General features: G+C 74.0%; 22 protein-coding genes. 6 read left to right on the forward strand and 16 right to left on the reverse strand.

Going from position 1 to position 26988, the window contains the following annotated elements; genetic code table 11:
* Position 1 precedes the first annotated feature (1 nt).
* Positions 2-274 carry a hypothetical protein gene (locus amrb99_RS49900; protein ID WP_206699806.1) on the reverse strand — a complete coding sequence of 91 codons (273 nt, stop codon included), beginning with the start codon at positions 272-274 and terminating at the stop codon, positions 2-4.
* Positions 275-492: 218 nt separating this feature from the next.
* Entirely contained in the window at positions 493-1089 is a 597-nt protein-coding gene (locus amrb99_RS49905; RefSeq protein ID WP_206699807.1) for an LLM class flavin-dependent oxidoreductase, read from the reverse strand.
* A 242-nt stretch (positions 1090-1331) separates the two neighbouring features.
* Here amrb99_RS49905 and amrb99_RS05775 point away from each other — a divergent pair, with 242 nt between their 5' ends.
* Complete coding sequence (locus amrb99_RS05775) at positions 1332-2549, forward strand: SfnB family sulfur acquisition oxidoreductase (protein ID WP_206699808.1); 1218 nt, start codon at positions 1332-1334, stop codon at positions 2547-2549.
* Here the strand turns inward: amrb99_RS05775 and amrb99_RS05780 are convergent.
* The gene (locus amrb99_RS05780; protein ID WP_190853218.1) at positions 2546-3553 is read right to left on the reverse strand and encodes an LLM class flavin-dependent oxidoreductase; all 1008 of its coding nucleotides are present in this window, start codon (positions 3551-3553) and stop codon (positions 2546-2548) included. The two genes, amrb99_RS05775 and amrb99_RS05780, sit on opposite strands and share 4 nt — an antisense overlap.
* 66 nt (positions 3554-3619) lie before the next feature.
* On the opposite strand from amrb99_RS05780, the gene amrb99_RS05785 reads away from it, so the two are divergent.
* Positions 3620-4930 carry an LLM class flavin-dependent oxidoreductase gene (locus tag amrb99_RS05785; RefSeq protein WP_190853220.1) on the forward strand — a complete coding sequence of 437 codons (1311 nt, stop codon included), beginning with the start codon at positions 3620-3622 and terminating at the stop codon, positions 4928-4930.
* Between the two features lie 47 nt (positions 4931-4977).
* Here the strand turns inward: amrb99_RS05785 and amrb99_RS05790 are convergent, their stop codons facing one another.
* The 10 genes from amrb99_RS05790 to amrb99_RS05835 all read right to left on the reverse strand — a co-directional run bounded on the left by amrb99_RS05790 (position 4978) and on the right by amrb99_RS05835 (position 18328).
* Positions 4978-6408 (reverse strand): NtaA/DmoA family FMN-dependent monooxygenase, encoded by a 1431-nt coding sequence (locus tag amrb99_RS05790; RefSeq protein WP_190853222.1) that lies wholly within the window; start codon positions 6406-6408, stop codon positions 4978-4980.
* Positions 6405-8102, reverse strand: a complete 1698-nt coding sequence (locus amrb99_RS05795; RefSeq protein WP_190853224.1) for an ABC transporter ATP-binding protein — start codon at positions 8100-8102, stop codon at positions 6405-6407. The genes amrb99_RS05790 and amrb99_RS05795 overlap by 4 nt, the downstream gene beginning before the upstream one ends.
* Before the next feature lie 40 nt (positions 8103-8142).
* The gene (locus tag amrb99_RS05800) at positions 8143-9024 is read right to left on the reverse strand and encodes an ABC transporter permease (protein ID WP_190853227.1); all 882 of its coding nucleotides are present in this window, start codon (positions 9022-9024) and stop codon (positions 8143-8145) included.
* Entirely contained in the window at positions 9021-9977 is a 957-nt protein-coding gene (locus amrb99_RS05805; protein ID WP_190853229.1) for an ABC transporter permease, read from the reverse strand. Before amrb99_RS05805 ends, amrb99_RS05800 begins: the two co-directional genes overlap by 4 nt.
* Before the next feature lie 2 nt (positions 9978-9979).
* Entirely contained in the window at positions 9980-11602 is a 1623-nt protein-coding gene (locus tag amrb99_RS05810; protein ID WP_190853231.1) for an ABC transporter substrate-binding protein, read from the reverse strand.
* 14 nt (positions 11603-11616) lie between these two features.
* Entirely contained in the window at positions 11617-13011 is a 1395-nt protein-coding gene (locus tag amrb99_RS05815) for an NtaA/DmoA family FMN-dependent monooxygenase (RefSeq protein ID WP_347256547.1), read from the reverse strand.
* Positions 13012-13078: 67 nt separating this feature from the next.
* Positions 13079-14278, reverse strand: coding sequence for a GNAT family N-acetyltransferase (locus amrb99_RS05820; protein ID WP_190853233.1), 1200 nt, complete (start codon positions 14276-14278; stop codon positions 13079-13081).
* Positions 14275-15582 (reverse strand): acyl-CoA dehydrogenase family protein, encoded by a 1308-nt coding sequence (locus amrb99_RS05825; protein WP_190853235.1) that lies wholly within the window; start codon positions 15580-15582, stop codon positions 14275-14277. Before amrb99_RS05825 ends, amrb99_RS05820 begins: the two co-directional genes overlap by 4 nt.
* A gap of 37 nt (positions 15583-15619) precedes the next feature.
* Positions 15620-16753, reverse strand: a complete 1134-nt coding sequence (locus amrb99_RS05830) for an LLM class flavin-dependent oxidoreductase (RefSeq protein WP_190853238.1) — start codon at positions 16751-16753, stop codon at positions 15620-15622.
* Between the two features lie 42 nt (positions 16754-16795).
* A complete protein-coding gene (locus tag amrb99_RS05835; RefSeq protein ID WP_190853240.1) occupies positions 16796-18328 on the reverse strand; it encodes an APC family permease in 1533 nt (510 codons plus the stop codon).
* A 402-nt stretch (positions 18329-18730) separates the two neighbouring features.
* Between amrb99_RS05835 and amrb99_RS05840 the strand changes: the two genes are divergently transcribed.
* Positions 18731-19204: a flavin reductase family protein gene (locus amrb99_RS05840; RefSeq protein WP_190853242.1), complete on the forward strand. Its 474-nt coding sequence runs from the start codon at positions 18731-18733 to the stop codon at positions 19202-19204.
* A gap of 98 nt (positions 19205-19302) precedes the next feature.
* Here amrb99_RS05840 and amrb99_RS05845 read toward each other — a convergent pair whose 3' ends face one another.
* Positions 19303-19857, reverse strand: a complete 555-nt coding sequence (locus tag amrb99_RS05845) for a TetR/AcrR family transcriptional regulator (protein ID WP_206699809.1) — start codon at positions 19855-19857, stop codon at positions 19303-19305.
* A 134-nt stretch (positions 19858-19991) separates the two neighbouring features.
* Between amrb99_RS05845 and amrb99_RS05850 the strand changes: the two genes are divergently transcribed.
* Positions 19992-20987 carry a zinc-dependent alcohol dehydrogenase family protein gene (locus tag amrb99_RS05850; RefSeq protein ID WP_190853246.1) on the forward strand — a complete coding sequence of 332 codons (996 nt, stop codon included), beginning with the start codon at positions 19992-19994 and terminating at the stop codon, positions 20985-20987.
* An 81-nt stretch (positions 20988-21068) separates the two neighbouring features.
* On the opposite strand, the gene amrb99_RS05855 is transcribed toward amrb99_RS05850, so the two are convergent.
* Together amrb99_RS05855 and amrb99_RS05860 are read right to left on the reverse strand one after the other, a co-directional pair.
* Positions 21069-22088 (reverse strand): CU044_5270 family protein, encoded by a 1020-nt coding sequence (locus tag amrb99_RS05855; RefSeq protein WP_190853248.1) that lies wholly within the window; start codon positions 22086-22088, stop codon positions 21069-21071.
* Complete coding sequence (locus amrb99_RS05860) at positions 22085-22774, reverse strand: RNA polymerase sigma factor (protein WP_347256548.1); 690 nt, start codon at positions 22772-22774, stop codon at positions 22085-22087. Before amrb99_RS05860 ends, amrb99_RS05855 begins: the two co-directional genes overlap by 4 nt.
* Before the next feature lie 325 nt (positions 22775-23099).
* Between amrb99_RS05860 and amrb99_RS05865 the strand changes: the two genes are divergently transcribed.
* Complete coding sequence (locus amrb99_RS05865) at positions 23100-23597, forward strand: hypothetical protein (protein WP_190853251.1); 498 nt, start codon at positions 23100-23102, stop codon at positions 23595-23597.
* The gene (locus amrb99_RS52965; protein WP_190853253.1) at positions 23594-26851 is read left to right on the forward strand and encodes a tetratricopeptide repeat protein; all 3258 of its coding nucleotides are present in this window, start codon (positions 23594-23596) and stop codon (positions 26849-26851) included. The genes amrb99_RS05865 and amrb99_RS52965 overlap by 4 nt, the downstream gene beginning before the upstream one ends.
* Positions 26852-26988 lie beyond the last annotated feature (137 nt).

The raw sequence follows: 26988 nt of genomic DNA on the forward strand, positions 1-26988 counted from the left end.
CTCAGGAGGCGGCGGTGAACCTGTTCGCGGGGCGGGGCAGTCCGAGGGCGTCCCGCAGCGTCGCGCCCGTCGCGGGCGGGCGGTGCAGGCCGGCCGCCGCGAGGGCGGGCAGCACGTGCTCGGCGAGCAGGGGCAGGTCGGCGGCGAGGACGGCCGGATGCAGGCGCACCCCGTCGACGGTCCCGGCGAGCGACCGCAGCAGGCGGGCGAACCCGCCGGCGGACCCCACGTACCGGAACCGGCCGGTGTCTGGCCAGGCGGCGGACTCCTCCAACCGGGCGGCGCGTGCCGCGGCGGAGGCGTCGGTCCCGCCCAGGACGACCTCGATCTCGGCGAACGCCAGCGAGGCGCCGGCCTCCCGCGCCTCCGCCGCGCGTTCGGCGAGGGCGGCCGTGTCGTGCCCGCCGACGAGGGCGATGTCGGCGTGGGCGCCGAGGCCGAGGGCGGCCGGGGCGAGGACGACGACCTGGCCCTGCGGCGGCCGGGGCGTGATCAGCGGGCCTTTGACCGTGAACCGGGCCCCCGCGAAGTCGATGTGGTGGACCCGGTCGGCGTCCAGGAACCGTCCGGTGGCGGCGTCCTTGATGACGGCCCGTCCTCCCAGGAGTCCCAGAGGAGCCGGGCGGCGTCGACGACGTCGCGCACCTCCCGCCGCAGCTCGTCCGGGGCGAGCGGGGCCGCTCCGATCGTCGCGAGCGACTCCGGGTCGTTCGCGGCGCCGACCAGCCACGCCGCCCGGCCGCGGCCGGCGTGGTCGAGGCTCGCGAGCTGGGTGGCGAGATGGAACGGCTCGGTGGTCGTCACGTGCAGGGCCGGCGCGAGGCCGATCCGCTCGGTGATCGTCGCGGCGAACGCCGCCCGGGTGCCGGCCTCCAGCCGCCCGGCGGCGTTGACGCCCGCGTGCGGCGGGACGGGCGCGTCGTCGAACGTGGCCAGCGTGAAGCCGGCGGCCTCGGCGGCGGCCACGCCGTCGCGCAGCGCTCCCGCGGTGAGGACCGCGCCGGGTGGTCGCCCGGAGTACCGCCATGCGGCCGGATGGGCGCCGTCGCCGTCGAGTTCGATGGCCGTCGGCAGGCGGGGTTCACTCATGCGGCACCCTCCGGTTCACGGTCGGGAGCCGTCCTCCGCCGGGCGGCCCCGAAGCCCTGCGGGGAACAGTAGGCACCGCTCACTGTTGCCGTCAATACCTACCATTAAAGTAGGAAATTGCCACGGCCCGGCGGGCGGCACCCCGCCCCCTCCCCCGACGGCACCCCTCCCGGAGGGTGCGGGCGATGGCCGCCTCGGCTAATTCCATGTATAACCGACCTAGTTAATAGGAAAGGATGACGATGACGAGTCCGACCACGACAGCGCCTCCGGCGCTCTCCGACGCCGCGGCGGTCGAGGCGGCGCGCGCCTATGCCGCCCGGATCGCGCCCGGAGCGATCGAGCGGGACCGCGAGGCCCGGCACCCGGCCGCCGAGCTGGACGAGCTGGCCGCCACCGGGCTGCTGGCCGTCTCGGTCCCGCGCGAGTACGGCGGCGGCGGGGTCGCCGCGAGCACCGTCGCCGAGGTGTTCCGGATCATCGCCGCGGCCGACCCGTCGGTGGCCCAACTGGTGCTCGCGCACTTCGTGCTGACCGCCCTGCTCGGGCAGGCCGGCACCGAGCCGCAGAAGGAGTTCTTCTACGGGCGGATCACCGCGGGCGCGCGGATCGGCAACGCGACCGCCGAGCGCGGCACCAAGCACGTCTTCGACCGGCTGACCGCGGTGACACCCGATCCGGCGGGCGGGTACCGGCTCGACGGCCGCAAGTACTACACCACCGGCGCGCTCGGCGCGCAGTGGATCGGCGTGGCCGCCTCCCTGGAGGGCGACCAGAACCTTCCGGTCACCGCGTTCGTACCGGGCGACGCCGAGGGCGTGGAGTTCGCCGACGACTGGACGGCGTTCGGGCAGCGCGCGACGGCCAGCGGATCGATCGTGTTCACCGGCGTCCACGTCCCGGCCGAGCGGGTCCTGCACCTCGGGCCGGTGCCCGCCGACCCGCCGCCGCTGATCCTCGGCGCCTACGACCAGCTCCTGCACCTGGCCATTGACGTCGGCATCGCCCGCGCGGCGCTGGAGGAGGGCGCCGCCTTCGTCCGGGACCGCTCGCGCCCCTGGTTCGAGTCCGGTGTGGAGCGGGTGTCGGACGAGCCGCACGCCGTCCTGCGCTTCGGCCGGCTCACCACGCTGCTGCACGCGCTGGAGGCGCTGTTCGAGCGCGGCGGCCGCGCCGTCGACGCCGCACTGGCCGCCCCCGCGCTGACGGACGAGAACACCGCCGCCGCTTCGCTGGCGGTCGCCGAGGCCAAGGCGTACGCGCAGGAGGTCGCCGTCCGGATCGCCACCGATGTCCTGGAACTCGCGGGGACCAGCGCCGCCGACGCGAGCCACGGCCTGGACCGCCACTGGCGCAACGTCCGCACCCACTCGCTGCACGACCCCGCCCGCTGGAAGTACGTCCACATCGGCAACCACACCCTGAACGGGACGAACCCGCCGCGCTACCCGCTCATCTAGGGCTGGGGGACGGGGGCCGGGAACACGCCGGGGCCGTCGGGCAGCAGGTCCGCGGCCTCCGGCAGTCCCAGCCGGGCGCGCAGCGGGCCCGCGGGGAGACGCTCGCGGGCGTGCAGCCGGCCGGCGAGTCCGATGGCCGCGCTCGGGTCGGAGCCGGTGGGACGCAGCACGATGCCGTCCGCCTCGGACGCGGCGGCGATCGAGGCGCGCGCGTCGGCGACCGTCGTGCCCGGCGGGACGTCGACCACCGCGAACAGCAGGGGACGGCGGCCCGGATCGGCGAAGTACCGGCCGGAGGCCGCGTCGACCGCGGACCGCGCCCCGGACACGAGCCCCTGCGGGACGATCACGACGTCGGCCACGTCGGCGGCGGCCTCGAGTTCGTCCGCACGGTTCGCCCACCAGCCGACGACGGACGCGCCGTCGCGGGGCGCGGGGAGGGTCAGCGGGCCCGCGACCGAGTAGACGCCCTGGTGGTCGGCGCGGCGGATCCGGTCGCCGCGGGCGAAGATCCGTTGCTCGCGGTCGGCGACGATGGCGTCGTACGGCCAGGTCTGCTCGAGTTCGCGGGTCGCCGAGGCCAGGTCGTGCGCCTCCTCGGCACCGGCGCGCCGGGTGAGCTCGGGGCCCTCGCCGCGAGCCCGGCCGGCGGCGGCGAGCGGATCGGCGACGCCCAGGACGAGCCCGGCCCGGCCGCGCGTCAGGTGGCCGAGGGAGGCGACCCGCCGCGCGAGGTTGTACGGGTGGTCCCGCACCGGCGACGACGCGAAGAGGAACGCGGCGGTGGTGGTGCGGGCCGCGAGGACGGTCGCGAGCATGCTCGGGTCCACGGTGCGGTCGGCACCGGCCTCGGCGGGCGCGAGGCGGTCGGCGCCGACGACGGTGAAGGCCAGCGGCGCGCGGTCGAGCAGCGAGGCGAGCGCGTCCTCCGCCTGCACGGCGAGCGCCTGACCGCCGGTCAGCGCCAGCGCGAGACGCGGCCGTGCGCCGTCGAGATCCGGCATGAGAACTCCTAATTTCCGATATTATAGGTAGGATTAATAGAGTTTATGGCATCGAGGAGAGCGTCCGTGTCCCGACCCCGCACCGGCCATGTCCTGCTCGGCGTCAACGTCCTGGTCCTCGGCTACCTGCCCGCCGCGTGGCAGTCGACCCGGCTGGGGCCGGACGCCTTCGTCGATCCCGAGTACTGGCGCACGATCGGGCGCCTCGCCGAGCGCGGGACGCTCGACGCCGTGTTCCTCGCCGACGGCCCCGCGCTCGGCGACCCCTCCCACGACGCCAACGCGGGCCGGCTGGAGCCCACGGTCACCTGGGCGCACGTCGCGGCCGCCACACGCCGCGTCGGCCTGGTCGTCACCGCGTCCACCACCTTCAACGACCCGTTCGAGCTGGCCGAGCGGCTGCTGTCCCTCGACCTGCTCTCCGGCGGGCGCGCCGGCTGGAACATCGTGACGACCCGCGGCGCCGCGGCCGCCCGCAACTTCGGCCTGGCCGACGTGCCCGGACGCGACGACCGCTACGACCGCGCCGAGGAGTTCGTCGAGGCCGTGCTCGCGCTGTGGGAGTCCGCGCGCACCGGGGAGCCGGTCGACCACCACGGGCGCTTCCTCGACCTGGCCGGACGCCTGCGGGTGCCGCCGTCGCCGCAGGGCCGCCCCGTGCTGCTGCAGGCCGGCGGCTCCCCGAAGGGCCGCCGGCTCGCCGGCCGGTTCGCCGAGGGCGTCTTCGCCGCCGAGCTGACCAAGGAGGGCGCGATCGAGCACTACCGCCAGGTCAAGCGGAACGCCGTCGCGTTCGGCCGGCGTCCCGACGACGTCAGGATCCTGCCGGGGCTGCTGCTCAGCCTCGGCAGCACCGAGGAGGAGGCCCGGCGCCGCAGCGACGAGCTGCACGACCTCGGGCCGGCGTCCTACTCGGCGCAGTGGCTGTCCCAGGCGATCGGGTTCGACGCGTCCGCCCTGCCGCTGGACGAGCCGTTCCCCGAGGAGGTCCTCGCGGCGCCCGCCGACCCGCAGACCTTCACCGGCAGCCTGGGGTTCCGCGAGTCGATCGTCGAGCAGATCCGCCGGACGAACCCGACGGTCCGCGAGTACCTGCGGCAGACCCGCTACACCGGGTCGGGGCACGCGGGGTTCGTCGGGACGCCCGAGCAGCTCGCCGACCACATCGAGGACTGGTTCCGCTCCGGCGCGATCGACGGCTTCAACCTCCAGCCCGACCGCCTCATCGACGGGCTGGAGGTCATCGTCGACGAGGTGGTGCCGCTGCTGCGCGCGCGGGGCCTCTACCGGCACGAGTACGAGACCCGCACGCTGCGGGAGCACTTCGGGGCCGCCTCGCCCACGCCCGGCCCCTCCGCGGTCGCCCTCCCCGCCTGAGCAGGCCGGCGGGGAGGGCCGGGCGCCGGAGGCACCGGTCGTCATGGTCAGCCCTTCGTGCCGGTGGCGGTGAGGAGCGGAGGCGCCGCGGACGGCCGGCCGGCGAACGCGCCGCGGTAGCGCGCCGCCGGGTGGTCGGCGGGGAGCAGCGGCGACGGCGCGCCGGACAGCGCCTCGCGGAGCGTGCGGCCGGGCGCCTTCTCGCTGACGCGGCCCCGCTCGGCGAGGACGGGCGTCACGTACTCGCCGAACGCCCGGTAGTCCTCGATGGCGACCGCTCCGGCGATGTTGAAGCCGTCGAGCCCCGACTCGTCGGCGAGCGCTTCGAGCCGGTCGGCGACCGTCGCGCCGCCGCCGACGATGGGCCGCCCGTAGCCTCCGACGCCGTCCGGGGACCCGAACACGTCGCGGAGCGACCACGAGGTGCCGGGGACGTCCTTGGTCAGGCTCGCGAGGATCGACCGGTTGCTCTCGGTCTCGATATACTCCAGCGGCGCGTCGAGGTCGTACTGCGCCCAGTCGATGCCGGTGATGGCGGAGAAGTGGGCGATGGCGCCCTCGACGCTGCGGTAGCGCTGGTAGTCGCGCAGCTTTGCGTGAGCGGCCTCGTCCGTCGCGTCCGCGATGACGGTGACCAGGCCGACGAACCGGATCGCGTCCGGCCCCCGCCCCTCCAGCGCCGCCAGCCTCCTGATCTCCTCGATGTTGCGGCGCAGCGCCACCGGCTCGATCCCCGCCACGAACACCACCTCGGCGTTGCGGGCGGCGAACGCGCGCCCGCGCGGCGACGAGCCCGCCTGGAACAGCACGGGCGTGCGCTGCGCCGACGGCTCGGACAGGTGCGCGCTGGGCACGGAGAAGTACTCGCCGGAGTGGCCGATCGCGTGCACCTTCGACGGGTCGGCGTAGACGCCTCGCTCGCGGTCCTTGACCACCGCGCCGTCGTCCCAGGACCCCTCCCAGAGCTTGTAGGTGACGTCGAGGAACTCCTGCGCGAGCTCGTAGCGCCGGTCGTGGGGCAGCTGGCGGTCGAGGCCGAGGTTGCGCGCGGCGCTGTCGAGCTGGGACGTGACGATGTTCCAGCCGATCCGCCCGCGGGTGAGGTGGTCGAGCGTGGTGAACTTGCGGGCCAGCAGGTACGGCTGCTCGTAGGTCGTCGACACCGTGACGCCGATGCCCAGGGTGCTGGTGGCGGCGGCGATCGCGGACACCACCAGCAGCGGATCGTCCAGGGGCGTCTGGACGGCGTCGGTGAGCGCCCGGTCGGCCGAGCGCTCGTAGGTGTCGAGCTGGCCGAGCGCGTCGGCGAGGAACAGCGCGTCGAAGCCGCCGTCCTCCAGCACCCGGCCGAGCTCGACCCAGTAGCCGACGTCGGTGTAGTCGCGCGCAGCCGGCGAGTGGCGGCGCCACAGGCCGAAGGCGATGTGGCCCGCCGTGCTCATCTCGACGGCGTTGAGGATGAGCGGACGCGTGGTCATGAGATCTCCTTGGCTTCGTGCGCGGCGCCGATCGGGAGGACGGCGTCGAGCAGGGCGCGGGTGGCCGGATGGCGGTCCTCGGCGGACAGGTCGTCCACCGGGAAGGTCTCGACGAGCGACCCGCGGCGCATCACGCCGATGCGGTCGCAGACCGACTCGATCACCGCGAGGTCGTGGCCGATGAACAGGTAGGTGAGGCCGAGCTCGTCCTTCAGGTCGAAGAGCAGGTCCAGGATGCTCGCCTGGGTGGACACGTCGAGGGCGGACGTGGGCTCGTCGAGGACGAGCAGGTCGGGCTCCAGCGCGATGGCCCGCGCGATGCTCACCCGCTGGCGCTGCCCGCCGGAGAACTCGCGCGGGTAGCGGTCGGCGTGCGCGGCGTGCAGGCCGACCAGCTCCAGCGCGCGGGCCGTGAGGGCGGCGGCCTCCCGGCGGTTCGCGGCCTTCCCCAGCCGGACGAGCGGCCGGGCGATCTGGTCGCCCGCCTTGAGCCGGGGGTTCAGGGCGGTGGCCGCGTCCTGGAAGACGTACTGGAAGCGGCGCCGCAGGTCGCGGCGGCCCCGGGCGTCCGCGGCGGCGACGTCGGCGCCGTCGAACAGGACCGACCCGGCGGTGGGCCGGAGCAGGGCGCCGGAGAGCCGGGCGAGCGTCGACTTGCCCGACCCGGACTCGCCGATGAGCCCGAACGTCTCGCCGCGCCGTACGCTCAGCGAGACGTCGCCGACGGCGCGGACCACGCTCCGGTGGCGTCCGGTCCCGAAGCCGCCGACGGCGAACTCCTTCGACACGCCCCGCAGTTCCAGGATCGCCTCGCCGGAGGACGCGCCGCCGGGCCGTGCCCCGCCGGGCGGCGCCCCGCCCGCGCGCCGGGCGGCGGGCGGGCGGCGGCCCGCGCCCGGCCGGCCCCGCCCGATCTCGGGCACCGACTCGATGAGCGACCGCGTGTAGGGGTGCGACGGCGCGCCGAGCACCCGCCGGGTGTCCCCCACCTCGACGATCGCGCCCTCGCGCATCACCGCGACGCGGGAGCCGGTGTGCGCGACCACGCCGAAGTCGTGGGTGATCAGCAGCACCGCCGTCCCGGTCTCGGCGGACAGGCCGAGCAGCAGGTCGAGGATCTGCTTCTGCACGGTGGCGTCCAGCGCGGTCGTCGGCTCGTCGGCGATGAGCAGGTCCGGGCCGGACAGCGCGGCGAGCGCGATCATGACGCGCTGCCGCATGCCGCCGCTCAGCTCGTGCGGGTAGGAGCGCAGGACGCGGTCCGGGTCGGGGATGCCGACCCGTTCCAGCCAGCCGCCCGCGACCCGTGCCGCCTCGCTCCGGGAGACGCCCAGGTGCAGGCGGGCGGTGTCGCCGAGCTGGCCGCCGACGGCGAACGAGGGATCGAGCGAGGTGACCGGGTTCTGGAAGATCATTCCGATGCCGGAGCCGCGGTGGGCGTTGAGCCGCCGCTCCGGCAGCCCGACCAGCTCGGTGCCGCGGAAGCGGACGCTGCCCGCGGTGACGCGGGCGCCGCGGGGCAGCAGCCCGAGGATCGCGGCGGCCGTCACGCTCTTGCCCGATCCGGACTCGCCGACGAGCGCGAGCACCTCGCCCTCGCCGATCTCCAGGTCGACGCCCCGCACCGCCTCGACCCGGGCGCCGGGCAGCGTGAACTCGACGCTGAGGCCCTGCACGGTGAGCACGGCGTTCATTTCCGACCTCCGGGGTCTCGTGGCGCGGTCATGGCCGGGATCACGGGTTCAGGACGTCGCGCAGGCCGTCGCCGAGCCAGTTGAAGGCCAGCGAGACCAGCAGGACGGCGGCGGCGGGGAACGTGGCCACGCCGGGGCTGCCGGTGACCAGCACCTTGGCGCCCTCGGAGATCATCCGGCCCCAGTCCGCGTCGGGCGGCTGGACGCCGAGGCCGAGCGCGCTGAGGCTGGCGGTGAAGACGATGTTCACCCCGACCAGGCTCGTCCCGTAGATCACGACGGACGAGGCGAGGTTGGGCAGCACCTCGGTGCACACGAGGGCCACTTCGGAGGCGCCGAGCGAGCGCGCCGCCTCGACGTAGTCCTTCTCGCGCTCGACCCGGGCCTCGGCGAAGACGATCCGGGCGACGTACGGGACGGCGCCGAACACGACGGTCCCGGCCAGCACCCACGCGCCCGGCCGGACGACCGCGGCGAGCGACAGGGCCACCAGGATCACCGGGAACGCGAACATCAGGTCGACGAGCCGCATCAGCGCCCCGGACGCGCGGCGCCCCGCGAACGCGGCGAACAGGCCCACGGCCGTCCCGGCGACCAGGGCGGCCGTGACGGACGCGACGGACACGACGAGCGCGGTCCGGCCGCCGTAGACCAGGCGGCTCAGCACGTCCCGGCCCTGCTCGTCCGTGCCGAGCAGGTGCCCCGCCGATCCGGCGGGCGCGAGGACGCTCTCGGCGTCGGCGGCGTTCGGGTCGTGCGGCGCCAGCCACGGGGCGAGCACCGAGACCGCGACGACGACGGCGATCACGGCGAACCCGAGCACGGCCTGCCGGTCGCGCGCGAACCGCGCGAAGGCGGAGCGCCGCGGCCGCGGCGGCGCCGCCCCTTCGGCGCCGGCGGTGGAGACGGTGGGCGCGCTCATGCGGCACCGTGCCTCAGCCGCGGGTTCAGCAGGTCGAGCGCGACGTCGGTGGCGAGGTTGACGAGCACGAACGTCACCGCGACCAGCAGCACGCCCGACTGGATCACCGGGTAGTCCGACGCGGCGATGGCGTTGAGCAGGACGCTGCCGATGCCCGGCCAGGAGAAGATCGTCTCGACGAAGACCACCCCGGTGATCACCGAGCCGACGGTGAGCCCGGTGATGTTCACGATCGGCGGCAGGACGTTGCGGCCGACGTGCTTGCCGAGGATCGCGGCGCGGCCGAACCCCTGGGACCGGTAGGTGCGGACGTAGTCCGACCGCTCGCTCTCGATGACCGCCGCCCGGACGAACCGCGCGATGATCAGCGTCGACACCAGCGACGCGGCGAACGCGGGGGCGACCAGGTGCAGCAGCAGGTCGCCGAAGCCGCCGTCGCCGCGCAGGTCGTGCATGCCGCCGGCGGGCAGCCACCGCCGTTCGACCGCGGTCAGGTAGATGATGATCAGACCGAGCCAGTAGATGGGCAGGTTGCTGCCGATCTGCACGAACAGCATCGTGACCCGGTCGGCGAGCCGGCCGTGCCGGATCCCCGCCACGAAGCCGATCGCGACCCCGAGCACGACCGTCAGCAGCGTGGCGCCGGCGACGAGCAGGAGGGTGTTGCGGAAGGCCGGGAACACGATCCCGGAGACGGGGCTGCGCAGGCTGAGCGAGACGCCGCCGCCGTGCGCGACCATGTCCTTCAGCCAGCTCAGGTACTGCGCCCACGCCGGCCGGTCCAGCCCGTACGCCTGCCGGATCCGCTCGATCTGCGCGGGCGACATCTTCTGGCTGAGCGCGCCGCGGACGGGATCGGCCGGGCCCGCCTGCGAGATGAAGAACACCAGGAGGCTGATGACGAAGAGCAGCGGGACGACGTTCACCAGCCGCCACAGGATCCGACGCGCCATCGTCAGCTCGCCACCCAGATCCTGGACAGGTCGTAGTGGTCCTGCTGCGGCCAGACGAACCCGCCGACGCGGGAGGAGACGGCGTAGTAGCGGTTGAACGACAACAGCGGGAGGATCGTGGCGTCCTTGGCCCACGCCTGCGCGGCGTCCTGCCACAGTCCTGCGGCCTTGGCCGGGTCGGCGTTGTGCGCGGCCGCCTCGATCGCCTTGTTGGTCGCGTCGCTGGTGTCGGAGTACTTGTCGCCGTCGTGGGCGACCACGCTGTGGTCGTGCGCGATCCGCACCCAGTTCGCCGCGACGTAGCCCCACTCCCCCAGGTACATCCCGTCGGTCGGGGTGAGGTTGGCGGTGCGGGTCCCGTAGGTGATCCACTCGAAGGACTCGACCTTCGCGTCGATGCCGACGGCCTTGAGGCCCTGCTGGATGAACTCGGCCGTGGGCTGCCCGGTCGTGTCGCTCAGGATCGTGAACGTGACCTGGCCGGGCCGGTAGCCGGCGTCGGCGATGAGCTTCTTCGCCGCCGCCGGGTCGTACGGGTGATCGACGGCGGAGGGGTCGTAGGCCTCGTTGCCCTGGTTGATGATCGAGGTCGCCGCCTCGGCGTAGCCCTTGTAGATCTTGGCGGCGAGTTGCCTGCGGTCGACGGCCTGGGCGATGGCCTGCCGGACGCGCTTGTCCCGCAGGTAGGGGTTCTGGAAGTTGTAGCTGTAGTAGATGATCTGCGGGACGCTCTTGTTCTCCGGCACGGTGAAGCCGGCCTTCTCCAGCGACGCCACCGAGTCCGGCGGGACGCGGCTGATGAGGTCGACGGCGCCGCTGCGCAGTGCGGCGACCCGGCTCTGGTCGTCGCCGACGGGCTTGAAGACCACCTTGTCGAGGTGGGGGCGGGCGCCCCAGTAGCCGGTGTTGCGCACCAGGGTCGTGTGGTCGCCGCGGACCCGCTCCTGGAAGGTGAACGGCCCGGTGCCCACCGGGTGGTCGGCGAGGCCGTCCTGGCCGTACTTCTCCAGCGCGGCCGGGCTGAAGATGCCGGACGCCGCGTTGCCGCTGTTCGGGATCTGCCGGAGGAAGTCCAGGAAGGGGTGCTTGAAGGAGTACCGCACCGTGTGGTCGTCGACGACCTCGACCGACGCGAGGTCGCCGTAGACCAGCGACATGGTGGCGGCGCTGACCTTGTCGTAGTACTTGAACGCGGGGTCGGAGAAGCGGCGGACGTTGAACCGCACGGCCTCGGCGTCGAACGGTGTCCCGTCGCTGAACTTCACGCCCTGCCGCAGGGTGAACGTGTAGGTCCTGGCGTCGTCGCTCACCTTCCACGACGTCGCCAGCCTGGGCACGATCTTCGGCACGCCGGTGGGCGAGGACAGGTCCTCGTCGACGAGCGTCTCGTAGATGTTGCGGTCGATGCGCCAGGTCTCCCAGGAGTACTGGCGGTTCGGGTCGAACTGCGTCACCTCCTGGTACTGGCCGACGACGAGGGTGCCGCCGTCACGGGGCCGGGAGCCCGCCGCGGCGCCGCTCCCCGACCCGCCGCACGCGGACAGGAGGAGGGCCGATACGGCGAGCGCGGCGGTCCACGCGAACGCGGCGCGCCGAGGGGACGTGGACGAGCTCTTATTCTTCATTTTTCCTACCGTTTTTATCGAGTAGAGGCCGGTCGAAGGGCGCGATGGCGGAAGGCGGTGCCCGGATGGTCGTCGGGAAGCCGGGGGCCCGTGCCGAACAGCGCGTCGCGAACGGGACGCGGCGCGCCGCGCTCCCGCACCCGGCCCCGCCTGCCCAGCTCCGGGACGAGGTGCTCGGCGAGGTCGTCGAAGCTGCCCGGGGTCACCAGGTAGGCGAAGTTGAACCCGTCGACGCCCGTCCTCGCCGCGTAGTCCTCCAGCGCGTCGGCGACGGTGGACGGTCCGCCCACCAGCGCGTCCCCGCCGAACCCGCCCAGCCCGTCGACGTAGTCGCGCAGCGTGAGCCGCTCGCGGACGGCGGGGTCCGCGACGGAGGCCAGCACCGAGCGGCTGGCGTCGGTGGCGAACTCGCCGATCGGCCGGTCGAGGTCGTGCCCGGACCAGTCGACGCCGCTGAGCGCCGACAGCAGCACCAGGCCGCCGCGCGTGTCGCGGAACCGGCGCAGGTCGCGGGCCTTGGCCTCGGCGGCCCGGTCGTTCTCGTCCACGACCACGGTGACGGAGGTGATGAACTTGATGTGCTCGGGCCTGCGCCCGAGTTCCACCGCGCGCCGCCGGATGTCGTCGATGTTGCGGCGCAGCGCCTCGGGACGGGGGTCGGCGGCGAACACGAGCTCGGCGTTGCGCGCCGCGAACGCGCGGCCCGCGGCCGACGTCCCCGCCTGCAGCAGCAGCGGCGTCCGCTGCGGTGACGGTTCGACCAGATGGGCGCCGGGGACGGAGAAGTACCGCCCGGCGTGACCGATGCCGTGGACCCGGTCGGGGTCGGTGAAGACACCGCCGTCGCGGTCGCGCAGGACCGCGCCGTCCTCCCAGGACCCCTCCCAGAGCTTGTACACGACCTCCAGGAACTCCTGGGCGATCGCGTACCGCTCGTCGTGGCCGATCTGGCGTTCGCGGGCGATGATGTTGCGCGCCGCGCTGTCCAGCAGGGACGTGACGATGTTCCAGCCGATCCGCCCGCCCGTCAGGTGGTCGAGCGTGCTGAACTTGCGGGCGAGCAGGTACGGGTGCTCGTAGGTCGTCGACACCGTGACGCCGAACCCGAGGCGCTCGGTCGCGGCCGCCATGGCCGAGACCACGAGCAGCGGGTCGGTCACCGGGGTCTGCACGGCCCGGGCGAGCGCCTCGCGGGCGCTGCCCCCGTAGACGTCGAGCTGCCCCACCGCGTCGGCGATGAACAGCAGGTCGAACCCGCCGGCCTCCAGGCGCCGGGCGAGGTCGACCCAGTAGGACAGCTCGGTGTAGCCGGCGGTCCGGTCGTCCGGGTGCCGCCAGAGGCCGGTGTTGCCGTGCGACACGGTCGACATGGTGAACGCTGACAGGATGAACGGGTCGGGCCGGGTCACGGCAGGTCACCGCCTTTCACGAGCCTCGGGACGGGGAGGGCGGCGCGCGCGCCGGGGCGTCCGGGCATCAGAAGACCGTGCCCGAGAACGGCAGCGCGTCGACCGCGAAGAGCGCGTCGATCCGCCGGACGGCGCCGGGGTCGTGGACGGCCACCCGCCCGGTCGCCGCCAGGTGCCGCCAGCGCGTCCCGCCCAGGTAGGCGGCCGCCAGCGTCGCGACGTCGGCGCCGAGGTCCGCGGGCGCGGACGTGCGCCGCACCCCCTTGGGCCCGATCTCGTAGGCGCCGTCGTTGCCGGGCAGCAGCGGGTCGCTCACCCGGAGCACCACCGGGTCCTCGCCGCCGAACGCGCGCGCCCGCAGCGCCGCCTCGACGTCGACCAGCCGCAGCCAGGTCTCGTCGCGGGGCGGGCCCAGCGCGACCGAGCGACGGTCGGTGACGGCCAGCGGCAGAGGGTCGTCCAGGGCCAGGGAGTCGAACGCGACGACGTCGATCAGGTCCAGCGAGAACAGGTGGCGCCACAGCCCGGCGCGCGCGCCGTCGTTGAGCGCGACGAAGTCGGTGACGGCCACCACGCGCTCGGAGCTGGTGAACCAGCCCGCCGTGTCCAGCGGATGGTAGATCGCGTATCCGTCGTCCACGCCGCCCGTGCTGTGGACGGCGACGTAGTGCGCCACCGCGTCGGACTCGCGGAGCCGGTGCTGCAGCCTCCACCAGCCGTCCGGCCGGTCGATCGCGCCGGTCCACGCGGCCCGCTCGTAGACGCCGGCCAGCAGTTCGACGGTGGCGGCCCCGTCGGCGAGCCGGACCTTCCCGCCCGCCGGGACCTCCGGACGCAGCCGCGCCCGGTCCAGGGTCACGCGCGCCGGCTGCGCCGACGACGCCACGCCGTACCCGAAGCGTTCGTAGATGACCGCCTCGGACGCGCGCAGCGTGGCGACGGCCTCGCCCCGGCCGGCGGCGTCGCGCAGCTGCCGCTCCATGAGCCGGCTGACGATGCCGCGGCGCCGGTGCGTCGGCAGCACGCCGACATGGGTCACCGCCGCGTGCGGAACGCGGGCGCCGCCCGGGACGACGAGCCGGCTGGTGTAGGAGTCGGCGCCGGCCACCACCTCGCCCGCGTCGAGGGCGCCGAGGTAGCGGCCCTCCTCCGTGATCTCCCTCGCGTCGACGTCCCGGAAGGGCAGGCCGACCATGGCCCGCAGGAAGACCCGGAACGCCGCGTTGACCTCGTCGGGCGCCGTCAGCGTGCGGAACTCGACGCTCATCGCTCCACGGCTTCCGGGCCGGTCGCGGCGGTCGTGCCGGTCGCGGTGCCCGCCGCCGCGCCCTGCGTGACGTCCGCCGCCTTGGCGAGGTCGGCGAACTGCCGGGGCCGCGGCAGCTCGCCGGTCAGGACGTGGCGGCCGATCTCGCGCTGCCGGTAGGGCAGCGGGTCGTGCGTGGTGTGTGTGCGGGCGTTGCGCCAGTAGATGTCGAGCCCGACCGCGTTCGCCGTGGAGCGCGCGCCGGTCGCCTGGTAGATGTTGTGGGTGACGTCCAGGACCGTCTCGGTCGTGACGGCCTTGGCCTGGTCGATGAGGATCGCCAGCCGCCCCCACCGCTCCTCGGTCAGGTCCGCGCCGAGCGCGAGGGCGGCCTCGAACTCCTCGCTCGCCGCGTCGGCGAGGGCGGTCGCGGCGGCCAGCGACGCCGACAGCCGGCCGAGCAGCTGCAGGTGGTAGGGGTCCTCGGTGACGTCCCGGCTGGCGGCCTCCGGCCAGGGCCGTCCCTTCTCCCGCACGTACCGCGCCGCCGCCGTGAGCGCGCCGTCGGCGATGCCGGCGTACAGGTGGGCGAAGATCAGCTGGCTGAACAGGCCGCGCAGGCCGTCGCGGCGCCGGTCGGCCGCGCCGTCGCCGAGCCCGGCGAGCACCTCGTCGGCGTGCGCGACGACCCCGTCGAAGGTGACGCTCCCGCTCGCGGTCAGCCGCTGGCCGAGGTTGTCCCAGTCGTCGCCGAAGGAGAGGCCGGGACGGTCGGGCGGGATGACGACGTTCACCGGCTCGTCGCCGTAGAGCAGCACGGTGATCAGGTCGGCGACGGCGACGCCGGTCGCGAACGTCCGCCGGCCGGTGATCCGGTAGCCGTCGCCGTCGCGCTCCACGGTGACACCGGGGTCGCGCGGGTTGCTCACGCTGCCCTGGAACCAGCCCTCGGTGCCGACGCCCCGGGCGATGCGCTCCCGCTGCTCGGGCGTGCCGAGGATGTGCGTCCAGACCCCGTTGGAGTAGTGGTAGGTCAGCAGCTGCCCGATCGAGCCGTCCGCCGCGGAGACGATCCGCGACAGCTTGAGCGCCTGCGTCAGGCTGCCGCCTCCCCCGCCGAGCTCGCGGGGCGCCGCGAAGCCGAGCAGGCCGGCCTCGCGGAGCAGGCGCAGCTCCGCCACGGGGTTCTGGTTGGCCCGGTCCCGGGCGAGCGCGGTCTCGGCGAGCTCCGCGGCGACGCGTTCGGCCACCGAGGTCCAGGTGGCGAACTCCTCATCGGTGACACCGGCGTAGTAGGCGATGTCGACGGCGGGTCCTGCGGTCATGTCGGTCCTTTCGGGGTGTGAAGTGGTGGAGCCCATGTCAGGGCCGCGCCGCGGGCGCGCCGGCGGCGGGCGCGACGAGTCCGCGGCTCCGCAGCTCGGCGGCGGCGCCCTCGGCGAAGTGGTACGCCTCCTCCAGGTGCGGTTGCCCGGAGAGGATGAAGTGGTCGATGCCGAGGTCGTGGTACTCCTCGATCCGGTCGGCGACCTCCTGGTGGCTGCCGACGATCGCGGTGCCCGCTCCCCCGCGGACCAGGCCGTAGCCGGCCCAGATGTTCGGGTACACCTCCAGGTTCCGCCGGTCGCCGCCGTGCAGCGCGAGCATCCGGCGCTGCCCGACGGACTCGCTGGCCGCGAGCGCCTCCTGCGTCGCGCGGACGCGGGACTCGTCGATCCGGTCGAGCAGCCGGTCGGCCTCCGCCCACGCCTCGGCCGAGGTGTCGCGGCCGAGCACGTGGAAGCGGATCCCGAACGACAGCGTGCGGCCCGCCTCCTCGGCCAGCCCGCGCATCCGCTTCAGGCGTTCGGCGATCTGCGACGGCGTCTCGCCCCACGCCAGGTAGGTGTCGACGGTCCGCGCCGCGACCCGCTCCGCCGCCGGGCTCGCGCCGCCGAAGAAGACGGGCGGCGGCGTGTACGGCGCGAACGGGATCGCCGCCCCCTCGACGTCGTAGTGCTCGCCGCGGAAGTCGAACGGCTCCGCGGCGTCGGCGACGCCGCGGAAGACCCGCAGGAACTCCTCCGTCCGCTCGTAGCGCCGGTCGTGGTCGAGGTGGTCGCCGAAGCGCCGCTGCTCCACCGAGTCGCCGCCGGTGACGATGTTGATCAGCAGGCGTCCGCCCGACATCCGCTGGAACGTCGCGGCCTGGTGCGCGGCGAGCGTCGGCGAGACCAGCCCGGGCCGGAACGCGACCAGGAACTTCAGCCGGCTCGTCACCCCCGACAGCGCGGCGGTCGTGATCCAGGCGTCCTCGCACCACGTCCCGGTCGGGGTGAGGACCGCCTCGAAGCCGAGCTGCTCGGCGGCGCGGGCGATGCCGCCGAGGTACTCGACGGTCGGCGGGCGGAAGCCGGACCGGACGGCGGACAGCGTCTTCTGCGAGCCGTCGCCGGAGCCGACGATGTCGCGGTTGTCGCCGTTCGTCGGCAGGTACCAGTGCAGGTGGATGGGCACGGTCTGATCCCTCGTTCTCGGTGGGCGGATGGTGGGCGCCGGTCACTCCGGCGCGCGCCGGGTGCGCCTTCCGGCGCGGGCGGCGTCGAGGATGCCGAGGGAGGCGAGGCGCTCCTGCTCGGCCTCCGACAGCGTCTGGATCGATCCCACCCGCGCGGCGACGTCCGGCCGTCGGGCGCGCAGCCACAGGTAGCGGGCGAGACCGGCGGCGATCAGCAGCAGGAACACGTACGGCAGGTACCGGTAGGCGCCCTCGGGAACCGGGACCAGGTTCTTGTAGATGACGTATCCGATGCCGAGGACGGCGAGGATCGACACCGCCAGGCCGGCGGGCGTCAGCGACCTGATGCCGCGCAGCCACAGCGGGGTGGCGATCGCCACCAGCAGGTAGGCGAAGAGGTAGGAGTAGCTGGACACGATGCTGACGTAGACGTCCCACTTGAACCGGCCGACGTCGCTGACGGTGCCGATCAGGCCGACCGCGAAGCCGACGAGGCTCACGAACGCGATCGCGACGTGCGGCGTGCGGAAGCCGGCGTGCACGCGCCCGAGCGCGCTCGGCAGCGCCCGCTCGCGCGCGAGGGTGAACAGGCTGCGCGCACCCGAGTTGATGACCGCCGAGGAGAACACGATCATCGCGGTGCCGAGCGACAGGTCGACGACGTAGGTCACCCAGTGGACGCCGGCGTTCCGCGCGACGACCGGCAGCGGGGTGCTGTCGGCGTCCAACCTGTGCGGCCCCTGGAAGCCGAGCACCTCGGGGTAGGTCGCGATCAGGTAGACCAGCGAAAGGCCGATGACCAGCCGCAGGATCGCGCGTGGAACGTTCCGGTGAGCGTCCCTGGCCTCGTGGCCGAGCGACGCGGCGCTCTCGAAGCCGGCGTACGAGCCGACGGCGGTGACCGCAGCGATCAGCGTGACGCTGCGGCCGAGGTGGTCCAGGCCGAACTGGCCGGAGTCGACGTGCGCGCCGTAGTGGACGTACGAGGCGACCAGGATGACGGAGATCGCCAGCAGCGAGACGACCTCGAAGGCGAGGCCCGCCTTCACCGACAGGCTCACCCCGCGGTAGGGGATGAGGAACGCCACGGCCGACGCGAGCACGAGCAGCAGCACCTTGACCGCGAGGTGGTCGGTGTGCAGGCCGATCTCCTGCAGGAACGAGTTGAAGTACAGGACGGCGCCGAGCACGCCGCCGGCGGCGAACCCGATGTAGCCGATGATGAGCGCCCAGCCGGTGACGAAGGCCGCCGCCGGCCCGAGGCCGTTCCCGGCGTAGGTGCCGAGCGATCCGGACGACACCGTCCGGCGGGCCTGCAGCGCGATCACCGCGGCGATGAGGTACGCGAGGACGCCGCCGACGATGGCGGCCCAGAAGGCGCCCTTCCCGGCGACGAGGAACAGCGAGCCGGGCACTCCGGCGATCGCGACGCTGGGCGCGGCGGCGGCCAGGCCCTGGGCGAAGACGCCGAGGCCGGACACGGCGTCCGCGCGGAGTTCCCCCGCCGGGGCGGCCGGGGCGGGCCGCGGGGACGGCGGCCGCTTTTCGTGCAGGGTCGATTCGTCTGTGGTCATGGTGAGGGGACCTCTCGGTGCTGGCCGGGGAAGGGGGTCGGCGGGCGCGCGTCATCGGCGCGCCGCGCACCTGGTGGGGACGGCGGCACGGACGGGGCTGGGAGCCGTATTACCGGGAGGTTCAGCGACAGCGCGAACCGAACAGGCGGCACAAGTCGAGGTACCGCCGACCGTAGAGGTCAGCTGCCTGGGACACGGCGAGGAGATTACCCTAAAACAGACCTGTTTAGTAGAGATTAAGGCCACTCCTTGATCGCTCGCCCGCGCGCCCACCAGCGAGGAGGCGCGCCGGACCCGCACGGCGCGGACGATCACGGCGTTGACCGAAAGCCGACGAACCCTCACAATCTTCACTATGCGAGTAGGGATAGTAGGAAATGTGCCGGCGAAGGGGACCTCACGATGACGACGCTCGGCTTGGAGCTGCGCCGCGTCTACGGCGCCTACCCGACCGGGGTGGCGGTGGTGGCGGGCCTCGTCGGCGGACGACCGGCCGGCATCGCCGCCAGCTCGTTCGTCCCGGTGTCCCTGGATCCGCCGCTGGTGTCGGTGTGCGTCGCCCGCACCTCCACGACCTGGCCGCTGCTGCGCGAGTCGCCGCGCATCGGCATCAGCGTGCTCGGCGCCCACCAGGAGCATGTGGGCCGGCGCCTGGGCGCCCGCACCGGCGACCGCTTCGCCGGTGTGGCCTGGCGGTCCACCGCCGACGGCTGCGTGCTGGTCGAAGGCGCGTCCGCCTGGTTCGACTGCGCCATCGAGCAGCAGGTCCGCTCAGGCGACCACGACATCGTCGTCTTCCGCGTCCACGACCTGGACGCGGCCGCGGACGTCCCGCCCCTCGTCTTCCACGCCAGCGCCTTCCGCAGGCTCGGCTGATCGTTCCGGGGCCGACCTGGAACGCTCCATCAGCGGTGCGGGAGTCGGCGGCCCGTCACCGCGAGGGACGCGTTCACCGCCGGCGGTTCACAGCGTTGCTAGGGGTTGCCCTGGAGTCCTGCAAGGAAGTGCTCCGCCGCGTCCTGGACTCTGGCCCGGTCCCCGGTGGCCAGGAGATCGAGGAGCAGACCGCGGATCGTCGCGATGGTGAGGGTGGCCTCGCGAGCGGCCGTCGACGGGTCGACGTGCGGGCCTTGCGCGTCGCACAGGGAATCCATCCAGTCGGCGACGACGTGGTCCAGGAAGTCGGAGAACTGCCGGGGGGCCTGGAGCGCACGACCGTAGACGGCGAAGAACAGCCGGAACTCCGCCTCCTGCCGCGGGTCGGACGTCCGCTCCCAGACCGCCCGCGCCGCCCCGGCCAGTCCGGGCCGGTGGTCGGCCGCCTCGCCGATGGCCGTGAAGATGCGCTCCCGCAGGCGCCCGAGGACGTCCTGGAGCATCTGGTCCTTCGAACCGAAGCGATGGACGAGCGTGGTCGGCGACACGTCGAGAGCGGCGGCGATGGGGCGCCATGAGAGGTCGTTGAACCCGTGCTCGACCGTGTAGTCCACCACGCGGTCGAGCAACTCGGCGCGTCGCCGATGGTCCACGGGCCGTCCTGCCACCGCCGCCTCCTGGTGATCCGGTTTGACTTAATAGAACGAACGTACAAAGAATGGAGCGGGGCCGGCAAGCGGCGGCACCGCGGAAGGTGACGCCCGCCCCGTTCAAGGAGAGTCGTCCTATGGCGCGAGTCGTTGTCTTCGATGAGATCGGCGGCCCGGAGGTCCTGCGCGTCGTCGAGGAGCCGGCCGGCGAACCGGGGCCCGGGGAGGTGCGCCTCAGGATCGAGGCGTTCGCCGTGAACCGGCTCGACGAACTGACGCGCTCCGGCGCCTCCCCCGTGCCGATCCGGCTCCCTCACGCCCGGCTGGGCTGCGAGGGAACGGGCATCGTCGATGCCCTGGGCCCTGGCGTGGACGGGCTCGGCGTCGGCGACGCCGTCCTGATCACCGCAGTGCCCGACATGACGTCCAACGGCACCTATGCCGACTACACCGTGCTTCCGGCCGCGCGGGTCGTCAAGCGCCCTGCGGGCCTCACCCCCGCCAAGGCGGCCGCGCTCTGGGTCGCCTACTCCACCGCTTATGGCGCGCTCGTGGAGAAGGCCAAGATGCAGCCGGGCGACAACGTCCTGATCACCGCCGCCTCGGGCACCGTCGGCCTCGCGGCCATCCAGATCGCCAACCAGATCGGCGCCGTCCCCATCGCGGTGACCCGGCACACCGCGAAGAGGGACGAACTCCTTGCCGCGGGCGCCGCCGCCGTCATCGCCGCGGACCAGGACGACCTCGCGAAAACCGCCTCCCTGCTCACGGGCGGCGCCGGGGCCGACGTCATCCTCGACTCCGTCATGGGTCCCGGACTCGCCGACCTGGCCGCGGCGGCCAAGCGCTTCACCGGCACCCTCGTCACCGTCGGATGGCTCGACCCGCGGCCCGCGCCCTACCCCTCGAACGCCATCACCACCCACCGCTACATGAGCTTCGAGCACACCCTCGATCCCGCGGCCGTGCGGCGCATCGCGGCGTTCCTCTTCGCCGGCCTGCGCAGCGGCGCCGTGGACCCGGCCGTCGACAGGGTGTTCGCGCTGGAGGAGATCGTCGAGGCCCACCGGTACCTGGAGAGCGGCCAGCAGGCCCCCGGCAAGATCATCGTTACCACCGGCGCGTCCGGCTGACGGCACAGAGGGGGAGCCTGACCAGCGCCTGCCCCGCGATGTGAGCCCGGTCGCCGACCATCGCGCTGCGGCTCCCCCCGATCAGGCGGGCTGTTGCCTCGGCTTGTCGACCACGGAGACGCGCAGTTGGGCGCTGCAGCGCAGGAGGGTGCCCGCCTTGACGCCGCCGGGCAGGTCGCCGACCGCGGTGAGCCGGTCGCCGAGGTAGCGGTAGCTTCCGCGCGCCACGATGATCTGGAGGCGTTCACCCTGACCGGTACGGGCGAAACCGATGCCGTGCCGGCCCGCGTTGTCGACGGCGTCCTTGTCCAGGCGGACGCCCGGGACGCGGGCGAGGACGTCGTACAGCGCGGCCCGCAGGTCGCGCGGGATGTGGCCCTGCATCAGATCGGCGACCGTCTCGACGGCCGCCTGGTCCCGGTCGAAGTTCTGCAGGAAGGACTTCTCGTCGGCCTGCGCGTAGACACGCGCGCGCAGCACTGCCGGGTCGGTGGGCAGCGAACGGACGAACTCCTCGTTGTCGGGATCCCAGCCATGCTGGTCGGGGAACAGCGCGAGTTTCTCCTCGCGCCCGTTCACCTGGCGCACCACCATGGCCGGGTCGATCGCGCACCAGCCGTGGCGGCCGCCCGCGGGCTTGCAGTCGCGGATCTTCCCGCCGGTGGCGGGATACCAGCTGCGGATGTGGAAGCTCGTGGTCGGGTGCGGGGTGTCGGCGTCCTCGCCAGGGGCCCACATCACGCCTGCGCCGGGGACGCCCCGGACCGTCGACTCCACGTAGATCCACTGGCCGGGGCGGGCGGCGGCGTCGGTCCCGGCGCGGGTGGCGGCGGCCGCCCGGCGCAGCACGACGGCGGCCTCGGCCGGCGCGGAGCCGTGCCCGCCGAGGACCGGCACGACACCGCCCGCCACCGCGGCGGCCGCGGCGATTCCCCCGGCGAGCACCGCCCGGCGGCCCGGCCGCGGCAGCACGGCGCGGCGGCCGGTCGGCCCGGCCTCCGGCCCGTCGGCGAGGATCCGGGCGAGGGCGCCGTCGAGCGACTCCCGGCTCGGTGCGGGCACGTCGGGCTGCGCCGCGCGCAGCATGTCCAGCTCGTTCACGGGGTGTCCTCCTCCGAGATCAGGGTGGGGTCGGCGCCGCCGAGCGCGTCGCGGAGGCGGCGGCGGGCGCGGTGCAGCCGGGACCGCACCGTGCCGACCGGGATGTCCAGGGCCTCGGCGACCTCGTCGTAGCTGAGGTCCGCCCACGCGACCAGCAACACGACGTTGCGGACGCGAGCGGGCAGCCCGGCGAGCGCCCCTGCCAGCGGACCGTGCAGGCTCTGCGCGGTGACCCGGTCGGCGACCTGCTCGCCCACCTCGTCACCGGACCGCGCGGCGGGGCCGCCGGCGGGCGCGGCGCGTTCCAGCAGCCGATACGTGCGGACCTCGGCCGCCCGATGCCGGGCGATGAGGTTGGTGGCGATGCCGTAGAGCCAGGGCCGGGCGTCGGCGCGGCCGGGGTCGAAACGGTGCCGGCTCCGGAACGCCACCAGGAACGTCTCGGCCACCAGGTCGTCGGCGGCGTCCGGCCCGAGCCGCTGGGCGATGTAACGGTGGATGCGGGGCGCGTGCCGGTGGAACAGCGGCGCGAACTGCTCGGGTTGCGCCAGCGACCGCGCCATGAGGACCGCGTCCCCGGGTTCCGCGCCGGAGTGCGCGACCGGATCGGCGTCGACGGCACCTGACCCGTTCGGGTCCTCGGACGCGGCGGCGATGCACCGGTCCGGTTCGTCGATGAGAGTCACGTCCGTCCCCGCCGGGTCGTCGTTCTGTGCACTTTGGCCTCCTGTGCCGGGGATCCGTCATGGATGATTCCTCGCAAGCCCGGAACGGGTTCCCCTTGCGGCACATCGCTCGCGTCATGACGGCTCGGCGGCGCGTACGGTCGGCGGTGCCGGTCCACTCGGGCGTCCTCGTCGATCGCGACCGGCGGGGTTGCGACTGACCGGAAGCGGACGACGCGCGGGAGTACCGGTGAGCGGGGTCGAGACGTCCAATCGGCGTGACGCGCTTCCCGCGTCCTCGCCGGGAGAACCGGTCGGCGGGCGGGCTCGCTCTAAGGGGATATCGATGACGGACCCTCAGGACGCTCAGGCTGTGGTCGAGGCGCTCGCGCTCACCGGCGCCACGACGGTGGTGGCGGCGATGGCGACCGAGGCGTGGCAGGCGACCCGCACCAGAACGGCCCGGCTGTTCCACCGGCAGGGGCGGGCCGCGTCGGCGGTCGAGGCCCAGCTCGACGGCGACGCGGAACTCGTCCGGAGCGAGGACGATCCGGACGGCGCGCGGCGGGACCTCGTCGGGCCGTGGAAGCGGCGGTTCGCGGCGCTCCTGCGTGAACTCCCCGAGTCCGAGGCCGACCTTCGCGCGCTGATCGACGACGTGAGCGGAGAGCTCCCCGTCACCCAGCGGGTCTGGCTGCAGAACAACACCGCCGACGATCATGGTGTCGTCAACGCGGTGCAGCACGGCAACCAGTACACCTTCTACATGGACGCGCCCGCTCCGGGACGGCCCGCGCAGGACGGGAGCGGCGCGGGTTCGGGTGATGGCGAGGCGGAGGCGTGACCGATCGCGGGCCGGACCCGACGGACCCGACCGGACGACCGGACCGCCCGGTGTTCACCCAGAACGTCGCGGCGGCCGGTGATGGCAGTGTGAACGCGGTCCAGCACGGCGACCAGTACAACTACATCTACCGCGGCGCACCGCCCTACCGCGTGGAGCCGTTCCCCCTTCCGGGGCCTGCGACGGTCTTGCCCGACCTGGCGCGGGTCCCCAGCCGCCTGCTGATGGCCCGCCACCAGGTGGTGCCGTACTTCCCCCGGCCGGAACTGGACCTGCTGGAGGCGTGGCGGGAGGACGCCGGGACGGAACTGTCCGTGCGGCTCGTCCACGGCGAGGGCGGCCAGGGCAAGACGCGGCTCGCCGCCGAGTTCGCCGCGCGGTCGGCGGCCGCCGGATGGACGGTCGCCCTGGCGCGCCACGTCAGCGAGGTCGCCTCCGCGGACGGCGGCGACGTGCACCTGACGGTGCGGGCGCCCGGCCTCGTCCTGGTCGTCGACTACGCCGAACGGTGGCCGCTCGGCGACCTGGTCGCGCTGGTGCGCCGGCATCGCGACGCGGCCCGGGACCGGTTGCGGGTCCTGCTTCTGGCACGGCCCGCCGGCACCTGGTGGCAGGGCCTCGCGCACCAGTTCGCCAAGCTCGACGTGCCGGACGCCGAGGCGGTGCGGATGCGGGCGCTCCCCGGCGGGTCCGATGTGCGGTCCGCGATGTACGCCGCCGCCCGGAACCGTTTCGCGGAGATCTTCGACGTCCCGGACCCGGACGCGATCGCGGGCCCCGCCGATTTCGACGACCCGGGATTCGCCTCGCCGCTGACCCTGCACATGCGGGCGCTGGCCGACGTCGACGCCGCCTCACGGGGGACGGCCGCGCCCACCGGCGGCGATCAGGCCCGCCTGTCGTCCTACCTGCTGGACCGCGAGCACGACCACTGGCGCTCGTCCCATGACGGCGGGAACGGCCCCCTAGGGACACCGGCGGCGACGATGGGGAAGGCCGTGTACGTCGCGGTCCTCACCCGCCCGCTGCCGCCCGCCGACGCGGAAGCGGCGCTGGCGCGCGCCGGTGTCGCCGACACCGCGCCCGCACGCGAGGGGATCCTGCGCGACCACTCCCGCTGCTACCCGCCCGCCGATCCGGCGCTCCTCCTGGAACCGCTCTACCCCGACCGGCTCGGCGAGGACTTCCTCGCCCTCACCCTGCCCGGCGCCGAGGACGAGGCCGGCTACCACGCCACCGACCCGTGGACGTCCACGGCGCCCGTCCGGCTGCTCGCCCCGGACCAGGACGGCCCCGGCGCCCTCCCCTACACCCGGCAGGCGGTGATCACGCTGATCGAGACGGGCCGGAGGTGGCGCCGGGTCGCGGAGCACCAGGTCTACCCGCTGCTGCGGGACCGGCCGCGGCTGGCGCTGGAGGCGGGCGGCACGGCCCTGGCGTCCCTGGCGGAGTCGGCGGAAGTGCCCGTCGGCCTCCTGGAGGCCATCGAGCCCCACGTGCCCGGCCGCCGCCACGTCGACCTGGACGTCGGCATCGCGGCCCTCACCCGGCGCCTGGCCGCCCACCGGCTGGCCACCGTCCGAGATCCCGGCCGGATCGCCGGCATCCGGCACGAGCTCGGCGTGCGCCTCGGCTACGCCGGACTGCACGGCGAGGCCCTCGAAGCCATCGCCGAGACGGTGGACCTGTACCGGCGCATGGCGGGCACCGATCCGGAGGCTTTCGAGCCCCTCCTCGCCACGTCGCTGAACGACCTCTGCGGGACGCTCCTGCAACTGGGCCGCCGTGAGGAGGCGCTGAAGGCCGTCCAGGAGTCCGTGGCCATCCGGCGGCGCTTCGCCGACGCGGACCCCGCCGCGTTCGAGTCCGGCCTGGCCACCTCGCTGCACAACCTCAGCCCGATCCTGCTGGCGCTCGAACGGCGGGACGAGGCGCTGGCGGCGACGCTGGAGGCCGTCGGGATCCGCAGACGGCTGGCCGAGGCGGACCCGTCCCGGTTCGAGGAGGATCTGGCGGCGACGCTGCAGCATCTCGGCGGCAACATGTGGAAGCTCGGCCGCCGGGAGGAGGCGCTCGCGGCCACCCAGGAGGCCGTCGTCATCCAGCGCCGGCTCGCCGGCGCCGACCCCTCCGCGTTCGAGCCCGGGCTCGCCGCCACCCTGAACAACCTCGGCACGACGCTGAACGCGGTGGGGAGGCGGCAGGAGGCGGCCGCGGCCGCGCGGGAGGCGGTGGACATCCGGCGGCGGCTGGCCCGCACGAACCCGGCCGCGTTCGAACCGGGCCTCGCCACGTCCCTCAACAACCTCGGCATCGACCTGGCCGCACTGGGCCGGTACGAGGAGGCGTTCGACGTCGCCGTGGAGGCGGTGGCGATCCGGCGGCGGCTGGCCGCCGCGGACCCCGTCGCGTTCGAGCCCGACCTGGCCCTGGCACTGGGCAACCTCGGCACGAGGCTGGGGCAGCTGGGACGGTTCGAGGAGGCCCTCGACGCGGCACGGGAGGCGGTGGACATCCGGCGGCGGCTGGCCGAGGCCCATCCCCGCGCGTTCGAACCGGAACTGGTCAACTCCCTGAGCAACCTCAGCACGAGGCTGATCGAGTTGGACCGCTTCCAGGAGGCGCTGGCGCCGGGCCGGGAGGCCGTGGACCGGTACCGGCGGCTGGCCGAGGCGGCCCCCGGCGCGTACATGACGGACGTCGCGATGTCGCTGAGCAACCTCGGCGCCGTTCTCTCCGAGACCGGACGGAACAAGGAAGCGGCCGCGGTCACCGAGGAGTCCGTACGGATCTACCGCGACCTGGCCGAGGCGACGCCCGGCGCCTACCAGGCCGATCTCGCCGAGACGCTCAACAACCTCGCGGCGATCCTGGGCGAGCTGAAACGCGGGCGCGACGCGCTGGACGCGGCCCGCGAGTCCGTCGACCTGTGCCGGCCGCTGGCCGCGAGCGATCCGGGGAGCTTCACCCGCTACCTCGCCATGTCCCTTTACACCCTCTCCGTGGCCCAGGCCCGGAGACGCGACTTCCTCGGGGGGTTCGCGTCCATCCGCGAGTCCGTGGCGCTGCACCGGGAGTTGGCCGAGGCCGTCCCGGACGTGTACTCGCCTCGCCTGGAAGCGTCGCTCGACGTCGCCAAGCGGATGCTCTGGATACTGCTGCGCTGGAAAGATGCCAGGCGGGTGCGCCGTCTGACGCGAGCCGGCGCCCTCGACGAGGCGGCGCAGACCGTCCTGGACCTGGCCATCCCGTGAACGTGACCACACGGACGGGCCGGTCCGCGGCGCCGGTCAGGGCGTGAGGGACATCCGGCCGGGCGCGTTCGCGCGGCGCAGCGCGGCGTCGGGGCCGCCGAGCATCGTCCGGCAGTAACTGCGCATGGCGATCTTCA

The sequence above is a fragment of the Actinomadura sp. RB99 genome, assembly GCF_014706005.1.
Taxonomy (GTDB): domain Bacteria; phylum Actinomycetota; class Actinomycetes; order Streptosporangiales; family Streptosporangiaceae; genus Spirillospora.